The sequence below is a fragment of the Clostridium sp. K04 genome, from assembly GCF_019734375.1.
Classification (GTDB): domain Bacteria; phylum Bacillota; class Clostridia; order Clostridiales; family Clostridiaceae; genus Clostridium; species Clostridium saudiense.
The window spans coordinates 1-17,031 of sequence record NZ_JAASHD010000056.1 but is presented as its reverse complement, the minus strand read 5'-3'; the positions used below and the strand labels follow the sequence as shown (position 1 = coordinate 17,031).

The 17,031-nt window shown below is 25.2% G+C and carries 17 protein-coding genes and 1 pseudogene; 17 read left to right on the top strand and 1 reads right to left on the bottom strand.

Annotation, left to right across the window (positions count from 1 at the left end; all coding sequences use genetic code 11):
- Positions 1–133: 133 nt before the first annotated feature.
- The 13 genes and pseudogenes from HCG70_RS16180 (at position 134) to HCG70_RS16115 (ending at position 11,250) form a co-directional block, all read left to right on the top strand.
- Entirely contained in the window at positions 134–1,099 is a 966-nt protein-coding gene (locus HCG70_RS16180; protein ID WP_196048869.1) for an acyltransferase family protein, read from the top strand.
- 78 nt (positions 1,100–1,177) lie between these two features.
- Positions 1,178–2,209, top strand: a pseudogene (locus HCG70_RS17860) (acyltransferase family protein).
- 364 nt (positions 2,210–2,573) lie between these two features.
- A complete protein-coding gene (locus HCG70_RS16165) occupies positions 2,574–3,740 on the top strand; it encodes a nucleotide sugar dehydrogenase (protein ID WP_196048866.1) in 1,167 nt (388 codons plus the stop codon).
- Positions 3,741–3,878: 138 nt separating this feature from the next.
- Positions 3,879–5,090, top strand: a complete 1,212-nt coding sequence (locus tag HCG70_RS16160) for a nucleotidyltransferase family protein (protein ID WP_196048865.1) — start codon at positions 3,879–3,881, stop codon at positions 5,088–5,090.
- 1 nt (position 5,091) lies between these two features.
- The gene (locus HCG70_RS16155) at positions 5,092–5,961 is read left to right on the top strand and encodes a metallophosphoesterase (RefSeq protein ID WP_196048864.1); all 870 of its coding nucleotides are present in this window, start codon (positions 5,092–5,094) and stop codon (positions 5,959–5,961) included.
- Positions 5,962–6,370: 409 nt separating this feature from the next.
- Positions 6,371–6,676, top strand: coding sequence for a hypothetical protein (locus HCG70_RS16150; RefSeq protein WP_221698008.1), 306 nt, complete (start codon positions 6,371–6,373; stop codon positions 6,674–6,676).
- Positions 6,677–6,826: 150 nt separating this feature from the next.
- Complete coding sequence (locus tag HCG70_RS16145; protein ID WP_196048862.1) at positions 6,827–7,411, top strand: thioredoxin domain-containing protein; 585 nt, start codon at positions 6,827–6,829, stop codon at positions 7,409–7,411.
- Between the two features lie 225 nt (positions 7,412–7,636).
- On the top strand, positions 7,637–7,873 hold the full coding sequence (locus HCG70_RS16140) for a hypothetical protein (RefSeq protein WP_196048861.1): 237 nt from the start codon (positions 7,637–7,639) through the stop codon (positions 7,871–7,873).
- Positions 7,874–8,086: 213 nt separating this feature from the next.
- Positions 8,087–9,013, top strand: a complete 927-nt coding sequence (locus tag HCG70_RS16135; protein WP_154821242.1) for a hypothetical protein — start codon at positions 8,087–8,089, stop codon at positions 9,011–9,013.
- Positions 9,014–9,072: 59 nt separating this feature from the next.
- Complete coding sequence (locus tag HCG70_RS16130; protein WP_154821243.1) at positions 9,073–9,318, top strand: hypothetical protein; 246 nt, start codon at positions 9,073–9,075, stop codon at positions 9,316–9,318.
- Positions 9,319–9,403: 85 nt separating this feature from the next.
- Positions 9,404–10,186: a bifunctional 2-polyprenyl-6-hydroxyphenol methylase/3-demethylubiquinol 3-O-methyltransferase UbiG gene (locus HCG70_RS16125; RefSeq protein ID WP_221698007.1), complete on the top strand. Its 783-nt coding sequence runs from the start codon at positions 9,404–9,406 to the stop codon at positions 10,184–10,186.
- A gap of 304 nt (positions 10,187–10,490) precedes the next feature.
- Positions 10,491–10,820, top strand: a complete 330-nt coding sequence (locus HCG70_RS16120) for a lasso peptide biosynthesis PqqD family chaperone (RefSeq protein WP_221698005.1) — start codon at positions 10,491–10,493, stop codon at positions 10,818–10,820.
- Entirely contained in the window at positions 10,795–11,250 is a 456-nt protein-coding gene (locus HCG70_RS16115; protein ID WP_042401378.1) for a lasso peptide biosynthesis B2 protein, read from the top strand. The genes HCG70_RS16120 and HCG70_RS16115 overlap by 26 nt, the downstream gene beginning before the upstream one ends.
- A 111-nt stretch (positions 11,251–11,361) precedes the next feature.
- On the opposite strand, the gene HCG70_RS16110 is transcribed toward HCG70_RS16115, so the two are convergent.
- Complete coding sequence (locus HCG70_RS16110; RefSeq protein WP_055277417.1) at positions 11,362–11,562, bottom strand: hypothetical protein; 201 nt, start codon at positions 11,560–11,562, stop codon at positions 11,362–11,364.
- Positions 11,563–11,775: 213 nt separating this feature from the next.
- Between HCG70_RS16110 and HCG70_RS16105 the strand changes: the two genes are divergently transcribed.
- The 4 genes from HCG70_RS16105 (at position 11,776) to HCG70_RS16090 (ending at position 16,602) form a co-directional block, all read left to right on the top strand.
- On the top strand, positions 11,776–12,222 hold the full coding sequence (locus HCG70_RS16105) for a GtrA family protein (RefSeq protein WP_042401382.1): 447 nt from the start codon (positions 11,776–11,778) through the stop codon (positions 12,220–12,222).
- A gap of 17 nt (positions 12,223–12,239) precedes the next feature.
- Positions 12,240–13,211: a glycosyltransferase family 2 protein gene (locus HCG70_RS16100; protein WP_042401386.1), complete on the top strand. Its 972-nt coding sequence runs from the start codon at positions 12,240–12,242 to the stop codon at positions 13,209–13,211.
- Complete coding sequence (locus HCG70_RS16095) at positions 13,192–16,035, top strand: YfhO family protein (RefSeq protein ID WP_221698004.1); 2,844 nt, start codon at positions 13,192–13,194, stop codon at positions 16,033–16,035. The genes HCG70_RS16100 and HCG70_RS16095 overlap by 20 nt, the downstream gene beginning before the upstream one ends.
- A 291-nt stretch (positions 16,036–16,326) precedes the next feature.
- On the top strand, positions 16,327–16,602 hold the full coding sequence (locus tag HCG70_RS16090) for a hypothetical protein (RefSeq protein WP_221698003.1): 276 nt from the start codon (positions 16,327–16,329) through the stop codon (positions 16,600–16,602).
- Positions 16,603–17,031: the final 429 nt, after the last annotated feature.

The window sequence follows — 17,031 nt, the reverse complement described above, 5'->3', positions numbered from 1 at the left end:
TATAGCTATTCCTTTTGAATAATAAGAAAGTAACTTTCCAACGACAAATAATTAATTAATATATATATAATTTAAAGTGTAAATAATTTATGGATATAAAAATAAAAAAACAAATTTAAAAAAGGGGAATGAAATGGGAAAAAGAATTGATTATTTAGATTATTCAAAAGGAATAGCTATAATTTTAGTAGTTTTAGGACATATATTTAACGGAGGTAATATAAAGACATATATTTATTCATTTCATATACCATTATTTTTTATTATATCAGGTTACTTATTCAATTATAGTAATATAAACAGTTTTAATGAGTTTATAAGTAAAAAAACAAAAGTATACTTAATTCCATACTTAACATTTAGTATTATTAATATTCTAGGATATTATATATTTAGTAGTTTATCATTTATAGTTTTAAGAAATAATTTCTTAGAGACAATTAAGTTTTGTGGGATTGGAGCATTATGGTTTCTACCAGTATTGTTTATTGCAGAATCCATATTTATGTTTTGTAAAATTAATATTAAGAATTTTATATATCCAATATTAATTTTGGGAGGAATATCATTTGTGGCATTAGCAATATGGATGCTTACTAAAAGCTTTATTGCCCTTATATTAATAAGAAGTATGATAGCTTTAATTTTTATAATTATAGGATATTCTTTATGTAACATAATTAAAAATTTAAATTTAAAATGGTACCAAATTGCAATAATAATGCTATTAAATATTGTATTAGCGATGATAAATGGCTATGTAGATTTATGGGGAATTCAATTTAATAATATAATTCTCTATTTTATTAATGCTGTTTTGGGTAGTTTAAATATTATTAGTATTAGTAAGAAAATAAATAGTAAATTACTATCATTTTGGGGAAGAAATACATTAATAATAATGGGAACTCATCAATTAATACTAACTATGCTCGCTAAAATAAATATAGTTAATGAGTTGAATTTTATAACTAAATTAATTTTGGTTCTAGTAATTGAGTATCCAATTATAGTTCTAATAAATAATTATACACCATTTTTGTTAGGAGAGCTTAAAAAGAAATACAAATTAAATAAGGAAACAATACAAGAAATCTAAAACTATTAATAAATAATTATTATATATATAATAAAACCTGAATGTTTACAATATAATATAAATATTGGGGGGATTGAGGTGGAAAATAGAAATTATTCACTTGATTTTATGAAATTTTTTTGTATAACCGCTATTGTATGTATTCATTTAGCACCTTTCTCTGGTTCAAAGCTAGGAATTATTATTAATACATTATGTAGAGTAGCGTTACCATTAATATTTATATGTAGTGGGTATTTATTTCTAAGTAAATTTAGCAAGTAACATAGTAAGAAGTATTTTTATAAGATGTTAAAATTCTTTATAATATCTAATATATTATACTTAGTTCTACTAATATTTATTAATATCTTATTTCATAATGGAATACGAAGTACCATATATTATTATTTTAGTAATCTAAAAATAATAGATTTTTATTATGGAGATGGAATTATAGAATTTCATTTATGGTATTTAACAGCTATGGTTTTAATAGTTCCAATTCTTTATTTTACTGTTAAATATAATTTAATAAATAAGATGTTAATACTTTCAGGAATATTAAATATTTTAGGTATATTCATTTATAATTCAGGTCATTTAAAAAATAATAGAGATGTTATTTTCTTTGCTTTATTTTACTGTACATTAGGTATGTATTTAAAGATTAAAGAAGAGATAATACGAGAAAAGTTAAAGCATAAGATAAATTGGATATATATATTATTTATCTTACTATTTACATTAACTTCTTTAATGGAACGATTTGTTTATGATTCTGTATTTATTAAAACTGGAGATGTTTATATATCTACTATACCATTGTCAATATTAATATTCGTTTTATGTATTACTAAAATAAAAGAAAAAGATAATATACTTTGTAAAGTCGGAAGAAAAAGCTTTGGAATATATGTAGTTCATATAGGGGTTATAAATGTATTTAATATATTTTTATATAAAGTAGGAATGCTACAAATTACATTAACTACAATTTGGCAAATAATAGGTACACCTATTATTTTAATCTTATCATTAATAAGCTATAATATATTAATATTTATTAATGATAAGATAATTGGTTCAATAGAAAATAAAATAATTAATAAAAGATATATTGTGGACTAGCTATAAAAACTGCCTCCTATCTAATATAGATTGGCGGCAGTTCTTATAGCTAGTTTTTTATTAATTTTTTAAGAGAAATAAGGGATAAGTTTAATGCTTATAAAGAGGAAAAGTGAAATTGAGTTGTTTAGAGTAGTTTTGATGATGATTATTAAGAGAAAAGACTCCTTGATAAAATTTTTAATAATATAATAAATAGCATAAAAGTATTTAATATTGAAGGTTAAAAATAAATTAATCCACATAACAATTGTAAAAAGATTCAAAATAATATAAAATATTACCAAATAGATTAAAAAGTAATAATATAAAAATTTTATTAATTTAATTGAGAATTACAAAATGATATTGGGGGAAAGAATTAATGAAAATAGCTATAGCAGGTACAGGATATGTAGGACTAGCAAACGCTATCCTATTAGCACAACATAATGAAGTAGTAGCAGTAGATATAATACAAGAAAAAGTAGATATGATAAATGATAAAGTATCACCAATAGTGGATGATGAGATTCAAGAATACTTAACAAATAAAGAGTTAAACTTATTAGCAACTACAGATGCATACAAAGCATATAAAGATGCAGAATATGTGATAATTTCAACACCAACAAATTACGATCCAGAAAAAAATTACTTTAATACAAGAAGTGTTGAAGCTGTAATTGCAAATGTACTTTCAATAAATCCAGAAGCAACAATGATTATAAAATCAACAGTCCCAGTTGGATATACAAAAAGGGTAAGAGAAATGTTTGAAACAGATAACATTATATTCTCACCAGAATTTTTAAGAGAGGGAAAAGCATTATATGATAATTTATACCCTTCAAGAATTATAGTAGGTGAGCAAAGTGATAGAGCAAAAAAGTTTGCAGATCTTTTAATAGAGGGGGCAATGAAGGAAGAAATTCCAGTATTGTTTACAAACTCAACAGAAGCAGAGGCAGTAAAGCTTTTTTCAAACACATATCTGGCATTGAGAGTAGCATATTTTAATGAATTAGATACTTATGCAGAAGTAAGAGGGTTAGATACAAAGCAAATAATAGAGGGAGTATGCTTAGATCCAAGAATAGGCTCACATTATAATAATCCTTCATTTGGATATGGGGGATATTGTTTACCTAAAGATACAAAGCAATTATTAGCAAACTATAATGATGTACCTAATAACATAATAGGAGCTATAGTAGATGCAAATAGGACAAGAAAGGACTATATTGCAGAACAAATAATAAAAAGAAATCCAAAGAAAGTTGGTATATATAGGCTAACTATGAAAACTAACTCAGATAACTTTAGAGCATCATCTATTCAAGGTATAATGAAGAGGATTAAAGCAAAGGGAATAGAAGTTATTGTTTATGAACCAGTTCTAAATGAAGATAGTTTCTTTAATTCAAGAGTAGTTAAAGATATAGATGAATTTAAGCAAGAATCTGATGTTATTGTATCTAATAGATTATCAAAAGAATTATTTGATGTAGAGGATAAGGTTTATACAAGGGACTTATTTAACAGAGATTAACTATACTTAAGCATTACATATAGCAGTAATTATATGTAGTGCTTGTTTTATATTAGGAAACTAATACTAAATAGTAAGTTGTTAATATATGTAAAACAAGCTAAAATTATAGTAGGATTTGAGAGGGGGGCAATAGTAATGAATTTAATACAAGAACAGATAATAGATTTATTAAATGCATCTATACACAATACAGTTCCTAAGCTTGATTATAGCAAAAATGTAGAGTGGGATAATTTAATAAATGAAGCTAATGCACATAGTATAACTGGATTATTATATCCAGCATTAAAAAATATTAAAGATAATAATATTTCCAAAGAAGTAATTGATAAATTAAAAAGATATACATTTAATGAAGCTATAGGACAGTCTAATCATATAAAAAGAACTGCAGAAATATTAAGTTTATTTAATGAAAATAATATACCAGTAATTGTATTAAAAGGATTAGTGGTTAGGGAATATTATCCTAAACCAGATCTTAGAACAATGTGTGATTCTGATGTAATTATACATAAAAATGATTTAGAGAGAGTTAGAAAGTTATTACTAGAAAGAGGATTTGTAGAAGAAGAGGATGCTGGGCATCATATAGCATTTATGAAAGGTGGATTAAATCTAGAAGTTCATTGGACATTAGCAAATGAATCTTTTAGAAAGGGTCAAGAGTGCTTTCAAGAAAGAATATGGGATGATGCTATGAAGATAAAGGTTGGGGGTGTCGATACACTTTCACTTAGCTTAGAAGATTTAGCATTACATTTATGTGCACATATGGCATCACATATGGCTATATCAGGATTTGGGGTAAGGCAATTGGCTGATTTAGTTTTATTAGTTGAACATAAGGGAAATGAAATAGATTGGTCTGAGTTTAATGATAAAGCCAAAAAAAGTGGACTTACTCAATTCTCTACAGGAATGTTTAAAGTTTGTAATTATTTATTTGGTATGGAAATACCTAAGGAATTAAATATAAAATATAGTAGAAATGATGAAGAAATAATTAAATTAATAGTAAATGATATATTTACAGGTGGAGTTTATGGGCAAAGAGATTTATCATTTTCTTTTAGGGCTCAAGTTGGATACGATATAGATAATGATAGTACTTTTAGTATGATTAAGAGATATATTCAAGTGATATTACCTCCTATAAGTAAACTATCAGATAGATATGCATATGCAAAAAAATATAAAATATTATTACCAGCAGCATGGATACATCATATATATGTTGGAATTACAACAAAGGAATATGATTCAGAAAGTAAAAGGAAGTTCTTAACATCTACAATTAGTAATGCTAAGTCAAGAAATAAGGTTGTTAGGTGGTTAGAGCTATAAGGTGAAAAAGATATTAAAGATTGTATTTGCTGTAATTTTAATAATCATAGTAGTGGTAATATTATATAATGTTTATGATAACAACAGGATTAAAGTAGTTGAACAAACAATTAATATAAAGGATTTACCAAGTGAGTTTGAAGGCTTTAAAATACTACAAATAAGCGATTTACATGGAAAAAGATTTGGTGATAATCAAGATAAACTAGTAAGTTTAATAAATTCAATAGATTATAACATTATTGTTATAACAGGGGATATGGTAAGTAGGCATACTGATGATATAACTCCTTTTATAGAATTATTAGATGGAATTACTAATAAAGATTATGTATTTTATGTACAAGGTAATGTAGATAAAGAAGCTGTAAATGAAAATACAAACGAAATTACTGAAGCAGGACAATTTTTAATAGATAAGGGATGTAAACTTCTATGTGAACCATATGAAATAAAAATTGGAGAAAGTTCATTATGGGTATCTAGGTTTATAGATAAGAATATATTTTATAGTTTAACAGGTATATCTGAAGATAATGATAATTCGGTTAAGGTAGCATTAACACATTATCCAAGACATGAATATCATTTTTCAGAAGAGAAGAATGTACCTGATTATGATTTAGTGTTGGCAGGTCATTATCATGGTGGACAGTGGCGAATACCTTTTTATGGAGCAATATTTGTTCCGGATGCATTTAGTGAGGTATACTTATTTCCTAATCAGAATGAAGTTAAGGGATTAGTCACATGGGGAGATACAAATCAATATGTAAGTGCTGGATTAGGTGCTAATAATAGATTTAAGCTTTTGGAGTTTAGATTGTTTAATACTCCGGAAATTAATTTATTAACATTGAATGGTAAATAAAGGTTATAAGAATTTAGTATAGGTCTATAGCATAAAAGTGTTATAGGCCTATTTTGAGTGGAGAAGGGGGAGTGAAAATAGAATTTTCTAATTATATATGTTTTAAGATATGAATTAGTAATCATACTTATAGAGATAAGTAAAAAATACTAGCTTATCTAATGGGTATTTATTGAAAATATTCATACAAATATTAAAGGAAAATTAAGTAACATAGTATTAATCATAAAGCATTATTTTTATAAAAAAAGATATAAATAAAAAGAACTATTTACAACAATAATACAAAAAAGTAAAATAATTACATAGAAGGATTCTTTCTTTTAGTTGTATATCTTTTAATATGGCCAAATTAAAAGATGAAATTGAGTGTTGAGTAATTTGAAATTTTAAAAAGAGGTGAATAATAATGAAAAAAAATTGGAATAATCCACAATTAAATCAGTTAGAGACAAAATTTACTGAAGAGGAATTCGGAGTATTAAGTTTTTCACAAGATTCTAATGGAGCTGATGCACAAGCTTATACTGAGGCGGAAGCTGCAACTATAGATAATAGCAAAATGTTTTTTCCATTAATTACTTGGTATTTTTATGATTGTTGCGCAAAACAATGGGTTAGTACTGGAGAATCTAGTTTATGTGAAGCAATCAAGTATGCATATGATTATATGAGAAATCACTATCCAAATGGATGTAAAGTATCTAATTCATAGAAAATAGATAATAGATATTGAAAATAATACATTACATTCATATAGTAATGTATTATTTTTAATATATCAAAGAATATAATTAATTTAAATTATAAATATTACTAATAAAAAATGCTATATAATAATGTTTTTATTATATAGTAAGAGGATGTGATTAAAATAAAAATTAAATACAAAAAAGCTACATATATTTTATTAACTATAAATATATTCTTTATATTTATGATTGGTTGTTCTAATAGTAATAAAGAAGCAGGGTTAGTATATGGGAAAGAAAATGCTCCAATAGAAATTATTAATTATACAAGCTTCCAATGTCCAGATTGTGTTATAATGCATGAAAGATTACATGATACTATGAAAAAGTACATTGAAAATGGAACAATAAAATTTATAGAAAAACCAATAGATATTGCTAGATTTGAATTTGATGAAATAATATATAAGCATATGACGGAAGAACAATCATTAGATTTTGAAAAGTTATTAGAAATATATACAACTCAAGATCAATGGATAGAATTTGAATCAGAGCAAGAGGTAATTGATTTTTTAAATCTTAGCAATGATGAAAACAGTAAAAATGTTAATGATTTAAAGGTTATAACAAAGGAGAAGGATAAGATAGAATTAGAAGAAGTACCAACTATGTTTATGAATAATGAAAGAATATCACTTGACATAACTGTAGAAGAGTTTGAAAGTAAGATAGAAGAAAAATTAAATGCTAATTAGTTAATTTCACTAATTAGCATTTAATTTTTTACAGTAATAGTTTTTATATTAAAATTCTATACATCTAAGTATTATAAGGAATTACTAAAAATGAGGTATATAAAATATAAGTAAAATATAAACAATGTTAATTATTTACATAATATGGATTGAGATTATATACTTTAATAGAAGTATAAATTTTACTTACAAATGATTAGTAAGTGATATATAAGGGGGATAAAAATGAAAAAGAAATGGTTAAAACCAGAAGTTAAAAATTTAAACTTAAAGAGCACTAATGAAAATATAGAGGATTGTTCACCAGATGGTGTACAAGAACTAATATTAGATGGATTTTTAGGCTCATGTAAAAAAGAATGGTGCATTCATAAGGGATTAAGTATATATAAGGGATATTGTTATTGTCATAGAGATTTAGCCGATAAAGATGATGGAGATAATGACAATCTATTGTCTTAAGAGATAAGTGTAGAAATTAAAGAATCTATATTTGAATTGAATTTTTAAATTTAATTTTAATATAGATTCTTTTTTATATACGGACTTTATTTTTTTATATTAGTAGTATGTAATTAAATTTAACAGTAATACTAAAGTGTAATTTATTACCAAAAAATATAATAGTATAATAAACTTAATAATTATCAAAATTATGAGAGTGGGTATAAGAGAATGCTATTAAATAATTATAAAGTTTATGGATTAAATATAAAATCAGAGATAAAAATTGATGAGTTTGAAAATTTAAATGCTATTCCAGAAGATGAAATAGTAACAATATCTTATTCAGTAATGGATGATGAAATTAAGAAAAGTGTTTCAGAAGGAAGAAAAATTCAATTACAAAAAGAAAAAATATGGTTTCATATAGATAATATAGCAACATACTGTATAAAAAATGGAAATAAAGTAGAAGTGGAAGTATGTGAAAATGCAAATATGCAACTTATGAAAATATATATAATGTGTAGTTGCTTAGGTTTTATAATGCTACAAAGAGACATGGTAGCTATACATGGTGGCGTTATTGAAATGGACAATAATGCTGTTATATTTACAGGGGATAGAGGGGCCGGTAAATCTACATTAACTACAGCGTTAAGAGAAAAAGGGTACAAGTTTATATCAGATGATGTTGCAGGAATAATGTTTGATAAGGTTCCATATGTAATGCCAGGATTCCCTTATCAAAAGTTATGTGAATCAGCTATGGACAAGTTTGGATATGATAAAGAAAAGAATACTTCATTTATGAGTGATAAAGAAGTTAAATATATAGTTCCTGCTAAAGAGGAATTTATTTATGAACCAAGAAAATTAACAACAATAATTAAGATTACTGTTGGTGATGTTGAAGAGGTAACTATTGAAGAGTTAAAAGGTAGTGAAAAGATAAATAACATAATTAATAATATATATAGAGGGGAATATATTAAGCATTTGGGAGGAGTGAATCCTGAATATTTCAAAAAGTGTCTTAATATAGCTAAAAATATTAATTTCTATGTTGTAACTAGACCAAAAGATCAATTTACTGTTGATAAGCAAATTGCGTTAATTGAAGAAAAAATATTAACTATTGAAGAAGCAGTAATTTAGGAAAATATGTGTTTAAGATTTTATAAATTTTAAATAAAAAACGCTATGGGAGAAATAAAATGAAGAGACAATGGAAAAAGCCAGAATTAGAAACTATGAACTTTCAAAATACTAATGAAAATATAGTGGATTGTCCTATGGATGTTGAAGCGTCTGTAATGAAAGCAGATTGTCCAAGCAATAATAATCCTAATAATGAGGATAAAATGTGTAATTATCCAGGATGTAATCATAAGAGACATAAGAAATCAAACCCAGAAGGTAGATGTAAGTGTCATGAAAGATTAGAATTACCAACTTCATAAAATATAAATTAGTTAAGGTTACTTATAATGAGGCAATCATTTTAGGTAACTTTTTTGATAAATATAAGTTTGGGGGTCAATAACTATGGAGAGAGATGGAGATATTAGAAAGTGGATAAAAGGTAACTATAACTCAGAAAATTTAATTATAAGATATATGGTAAGAAGCTTATATTTTATAAAGAAGAGTGCATATACAGTGAAAAAGCTTATTACTGATAAGGAATTTAGAGCTATATTTGGTATGACTGTTTTTAAGGGTGGAAAAGTTCATCAAACAACTCCCCTAACATGTATGGATAGATATCCGGTAATATTTTCTGCTTGTAGGGATTATTTTAAGTATATTAATAATATAAAAATTCTTTCATATGGATGTTCAACAGGAGAGGAAGTCTTAACTTTACGGAAATATTTTAAGGATGCAAATATTATAGGAGCAGAGATTAATAAGAATAGTCTTCAGATATGTAGGAATCTTAAAGTGGATAATAAGATTAGATTTATAGATTCTAATGAAAAAGATATAAGAAAATGTGGAAAATATGATTTGATTTTTTGTATGGCAGTATTGCAAAGGACTCCAGATACTATTATGCGTCAAGGTGTTAAAAGTTTGAAGAAAATATACCCTTTTGAAAAGTTTGAAAATCAAGTAATAGAGCTAGATAGTTACCTAAAAAAAGGTGGGTTAATGGTTATACATTTTAGTCAATATTCTTTTATGGATGTAAATATAAGCTCAAAATATAAGACATTGGGTAATTATAATCAAGATGATTATGCTTCAGTAATTTTTGATAGAAATAGTAATCTAATTGAGAAGCCAATATCAAGAAATAGTATATTTATTAAGTTAGAGGATTAAGAGAATTAATATTTATAATTAATTTTAAGTAATAGTTAATTATAAGTTTATAAAGTTCGTTATATTAATTTTTTTATATAGTGAATTATATTTATATAAAAATGAAGATACAATAAGTTTATTTAAAAATGTAGCAATTTAAAAATAAAATAACTGCAATTATACTTAATAAAAAATAAGTAGTACTAAAGTGTAATATATTAATGAACAATTTGGACTATTTAACTAATTAGAATTAATTGGTAAAATTTATATAAAGATAATACTATTAAATCTAAAAAAAGGATAGGGTGGGAAAATAATTATGATTAATTTTAAGAAGAGCACTGGGAAAATAGGAAAAATAAAAAAAGATTATGGAATAAATTTAGATACAGTAATTAATAAAAATTTGGAAATAGATGATACTGATTTAGATGGAGAAAAGGTAATGATGAATCTTGATAAAGGTGAATACTTTATGATGAATGAAGTTGGAAGCAGAATATGGGAAATCATTAGTGAGCCTATAAATGTTAAAGAGATAATCAGTACTTTACGAAATGAATATGAGGTTGATGAAGAGACTTGCAAGGATACTGTAATTGAATTTTTAGGAAGATTAGATAATGCAGATCTTATCAGTATTAACTAGAAAAACAAAAACATTCTTTAAGATTAGTAATGAATTAAAAATTGAGTTTCTTAAGGCCTTTTTCTACACAGGATTTTATAGAGCATTTATTTTATTTGTTCCTTTTAATAAGTTAAGAAAACGTATGGGAAAGCATAAAGAGGAATCAGCAGCAAAAGAAACGATGGATGTTTATAAGATTGCAAGTCATATTTCATGGGTTGTTACTTTAATATCAAGCAAGACTCCTTGGGAAAGTAAATGCTTAGTACAAGCCTTAACTGCACAAAGGATGCTTAAGTCTAAAGGGATTTCTACTACTATTTATTTAGGAGTTAGGAAAGAAGGAAATGAGATGAAAGCTCATGCATGGCTTAGATGTGGTGAGTATTATGTAACAGGTGGAGCTATTAGAGAGCAATATACTGTGGTAGCTAAATTTGCTAATTAGGAGATTATTTACTTTTAAAATACTAGGTTATCATAAGAATTTAAAGAGATTTTAATTATAAGACTATCGTAATAGAAAAAATGATGTTCTATTAATGATAGTCTTTTTGTATTATATATTATTTTCAGCTTTATACATGAATGAAGTATAATATTTATTAAAATTATTATCTGACTGTATAGCAATAATTTCTTTAGCTATATATGAATTAATATCGTTTATATCATTAGGTATATTATTTATTTTAAATGTGAATGCCTTATTTAAATAATCAAATATTACTTCATGGTCATTAATAAATAAACTTATCATTATGAAAACACCTCCATTATAAATTAACAAAGCAAACAATCTCCCTGATATAATAATATGAAAACACATTGATAATGGTTACATAAGTATATATAAATAGTTTTCCTTTATCAGTGTTTTAAAGTTAATAAAAAGAAGTACTACTAATTGATTAATTGTAAATAATTGTAAAAAGATATATAATTATTTAGCAATTATAGATAAGGAGGAAAAATGAATAATATAAAAAAGCTAATAAATAAAGAAATAATTTTATATGTAATATTCGGAGTACTAACAACAATAGTTAATTTAATAGCATATTATTTATTTTCAAATATTATAAATATAAATTATCTTATAAGCAACGCAATTGCTTGGATAATATCTGTTGTATTTGCATATATAACTAATAAATTTTTTGTATTTAATAGTTCTTATATAAATAAGGATGTAATAATAGAAGAATTCATAAAATTTATGAACTGTAGATTGATTTCTGGCTTATCAGAAGTGGTATTACTATTTTTATTTGTAGATTTACTTTTAATGAATGATATTGTAGCCAAGCTAATAATAGGAGTTTTAGTAGCATTAATTAATTTTATATTTAGTAAAGTATTTATATTTAAAGGAGTAGATGAACTAAGGTCTGAAGTAAATAAAGCAATAAGCAAGTAAAAGGAGGTATTAATCTCATGGATACAATAACTGTTGTAGTACCATGCTATAACGAAGAAGATGCATTAAAAAGCTTTTATGTGGAGATTACGAAAGTTACCTCTGAAATGAAAAAGGTAAAGTTTGAAATAATATTTATAGATGATGGGTCAAAAGACAAAACATTAGAAATAATAAAAGGTTATTCAAAAGTGGACAGTAAAGTGAAATATATATCATTTTCAAGAAATTTTGGTAAAGAAGCAGCAATATATGCTGGATTGAAAGCAGCAAGTGGTGAATATGTAGTTATAATAGATGCAGATTTACAACATCCACCAAGATTAATAAAGGATATGTATTATGGAATAACAAAAGAAGGCTATGATAGTGTAGTAGCTTATAGGATAGATAGAAAAGGTGAAAATAAAATAAGATATTTTTTTTCAAAAATCTTTTTTAAACTTGCAAGTAAGATTACAGAACTTGATTTTATACAAGGTGAGGAAGATTATAGAATGATGAATAGAAAATTCCTTGAAGCTGTACTTTCAATAGAAGAAAAAAGTAGATTTACAAAGGGAATATTTCAATGGGTTGGATTTAATGTTAAATGGATAGGACATGAAAATGTTAATAGAGTTGCAGGTAAAAGTAAATGGTCATTATTTAAATTATTTGCTTATTCAATAGATGGAATAATAGGATTTTCTACTGTTCCACTAATTATTTTAACAGTAATAGGGGCATTGCTATGCTTAATAGGAACAGTGTTAGGAGTATCATTAATTATTAAATACTTAATGATGGATGTAAATATATCAACAAGCTTAATCTTAATAGTATTTACAGTATTAATAAGTGGAGTTCAGTTGCTTATTTTTGGAATAATTGGGCAGTATTTAGGGAAAGTATATTTAGAAACAAAGCAAAGACCATTATATATAGTAAAAGAAGAAAAAATACTAGATAACAAGGAAATTGAAGTGGATGAAGAAGTTAAAGTTTAAAGAGAATTATATTTATATATTCTCATTTATTGTTCCTATCATGTTAATGGTAGTAATTTATGCTCTAATAGGTATATACCCAGTGGAAGATAAGACTATAGTAAATAGTGATATGTACTTACAATATGTTGGATTTTTAGGGCATATAAAAGATGTATTAAAAGGTGAGGCAAATTTATTTTATAGTTTTAGTAAGAGTTTAGGGGGAAATACTGTAGGGCTTTTTGCTTATTATATGTCAAGTCCTTTAAATTTAATTATAGGATTATTTCCAAAGGCTTATATTGCAGAGACTATAGTAGTTATAACATTAATAAAGATAGGTTTATCCTCATTAACATTTACAATATATTTAATACAAAGCTTTAAGAAAAAAGATATAAATGTAATAATGTTTTCATTATGTTATTCTTTCATGGCATATAATATTAATTTTCAACTTAATATAATGTGGTTAGATGGAGTTGTTTTATTACCTTTAGTTACGCTTGGGATAGACAAGCTTATAAATGAAAAAAAGTATAAATTGTATGTAATATCATTATTTATAGCAATAGTTTCAAATTATTATATTGGATATATGATATGTATTTTTTCAGGATTGTACTTTATCTATAAATTAATATTAAATAATAAGGTTAAATTAATAAAGCTAGATAAGGTTGCTTTAATAAAGCTAAGAAATTTTATAGGTGCATCTGTATTATCAGTTGCATTATCAGCATTTATACTTATTCCAACGGTACTATCATTAGGTTCAGGAAAAGCAAAGTTTAGGATTTTTCAAGAATCACCTAAACTAATGATGAGTTTAGATGAAGTAATTGCCCAACTTTTTATTGGAAACTATAGTTTGGGACAAATAATGGGAAATTACCCCAATATATATTGTGGAGTTATTATAACTGTATTAGGGATATTATATTTTTTAAATAAGAACATAAGTAGGAAAGAGAGAATTTTATCTGGAATATTTATGTTTGTACTTTTATTAAGCATTTTTATTAGTATATTGGTATTAATATGGCATGGGTTTGATTATCCAGTAGGATTTGAATATAGATTTTCCTTTTTAATATCGTTTTTAGGAATTGTTTTAGCTTATAAGGAGTTTATAAGTGGTGAAAATATATCGAAGTTAAAAATAGCTATAATAATTTTATTAGGTACGGTATGTACAGGATATATTTTATATGGTGATTATGAAGGGTTATCTCAATGGAACATATTATTAACATTTTTATTTTTTGTAGTCTATATAATTTTGATTAAGTTAGCTAATTGGATTAATCTTGATAAGTATGAGAAGTGGAATTTTAGTCTATCATTATATCCATGGATATATAAAATAGTTAAATTTAATAGATGTGCTGAAGGTGAAGTTAGGTATATCAATAAATCTATAAGTGATAGTCAGTGTGGAAAAGTTGATAATAATAGAAAAAGGCTAAGGTACTTAAAAAGAAGAAAAGTAGGACAAATCATAAATATATTAATTATGGCTATTGTTTTTATAGAATTAATTATTAATGCATATAGCTGTTTAAAGTTGAAAAGCTATGTATCAAGAGTACGTATATACAATTATATTAATGAAATGCAACCAATAGTTGATGAATTAAAAGAGAATATGAATAATTTTTATAGAATGGAAGAAGTTTTTGCTAATACGTATGATGATCCAATGCTATTAAATTATTATGGTATCACTCATTCAAGTTCAGCAAATGATAGAAATACTAGAAAGTTTATGACTAATATGGGGTTTAAGACAAGTAGTATTTTCGAGAAATATAATAGAGGAAGTCTTATTAGTATAGATTCATTATTAGGAGTTAAATATCAAATAGTATCAAAAAAATCTGAAAACTTTTCTGATAATCACTATACAGAAAATAGATATTATAAGAAGTTTTTAGAAGAGGGAGATTATATAGTTTATGAAAATCCATTTGCTTTACCTATAGCATTCATGGTTAATGATAGTTTGAAGGATGTAGCTACTACAGAAGTTAATACATTTGAATTGAATAATAGCATTTTAAGTTCAATGGTAAATGAGAAAAAGGTTATTAATAAATCGTTAAGCATAAAGGAAATAACATCTGAAAATTTAATTTCAACTATAAATGATGGCGAAGTATGTTATAAAAGAATGGATAATCAAAAGGAAGCAAGCATTACATTTGTAGTTGAGGCGGAAGATAATAATCCAGTTTATATGTTTTTAAAATCTAATGCATATGAAAGTGGAACTGCTAGTAGCAATCAAGTAAGAGTTTCTATTAATGGAGTTAGAAAATTTACTGCATTTGATAGTAGAAATTATAATGTGGAGTATATCGGGGAATTTAATAAGGGTGAAGATATAAGAATAGAGATTAATTTAAATACAAATAAACTATATTTAAAGGAGTTGCAAATTTATTCTTGTGATGTTGATGAATTTGAAGAAGTTTATAATAATTTAAAGGAAAATATTATTAGTGATACTGATTATAGGGATGGTTATGTTAAAGGGAAGATAAGTGTTACTGAGGATAAGACTTTGATATACACTTCTATACCTTATGATGAAGGATGGACAGTAAAAATTGATGATAGGAAGGTTGAGTATGTAAAGATATTGGATGGATTGATTGGGGTAGATGTTGACACAGAAGAATTCAGTGAAGGTGAGCATGTTATAGAGCTTAAGTATAAGGTGCCAGGTTTGATGGTAGGAATTATAATTTCATTTTTAGTATTGGCGAGTTGGATGGCTTATTGGGTGTTTATAAAAGTATATGTATACAACAATAATGAATATAGATTGAAAAACTAATTGTGAGATTAGATGAAAATTAAATATATTAATTTTCATCTAAGTTTTTTTATTATTAGCTTTATAAATTAGAAAATAATTATATAGAAGTAATACTGCTATATAAAAAATTATAAATATGTGTAATTTGATGACTATATCAACTATGGTACAATTTGAATATGCACTAAAGAAAGGTGATAAAAATCTAAGTAGATAGTGTGCTTTACTTATATTAGATATTGAATACTTTTAGCCAATGATGATTAAGCTGTTATTTTAAAATATTATATAAAAAGGGGAGATAGTGAAATGAAAAAGTGGTACAATCCTACGATTACAAATTTATGTATTAAGGGGACTTTAGAAAAATTAGAGGTTCCAGCAAATGCTTGGTGTATAAATCAGCCTAATAAGGGGCCAGCTAATGGAACGAATAAAGTCTGTAGGCATGCTAGTGCAACTCAAACAATACAAAGTAGCAATCCTGAAGCACCATATTATTGTCCTTATGTAGCAATTCATTCTCAAGTTCCAGGTGCAGATCGCCAATGTACAATTGGGGGAGATAATATAGAAATATCTTAATTTAAGGTTTAAAATTTATAATATTAAATATTTAATAATAGGAATGGAATAGTTAAATTGACAGGGGATTTATTAAGAAATTAGAAGTAGGTATTAAATAATACAATTAATAGTATTGTTAGTAAGTTTCCTTCATGGCCTAGAAAGTAAATAGGGAAAAAGATTATTCTTTCCACATATCATAAAAAGTAAATAAAATGTGATTCAAAAAGGAGCTGTCGCAATAGTGGGTAAAAAAATCCGCTAGCGATAGCTCTTTTTCTATATTTTCAAAAAAATAATTGTACATTTCCGATTAAAATAAAATTGAATATAAAAATAGACGCACTTAAATAAGCCTAATGAAAAAAGACTTTAAAAATTTAAATTATGCAGTTTTCTTTAATTCAAATAAATGCTTACCAGTTCGGTTAGCCTGTATTTTGTTAT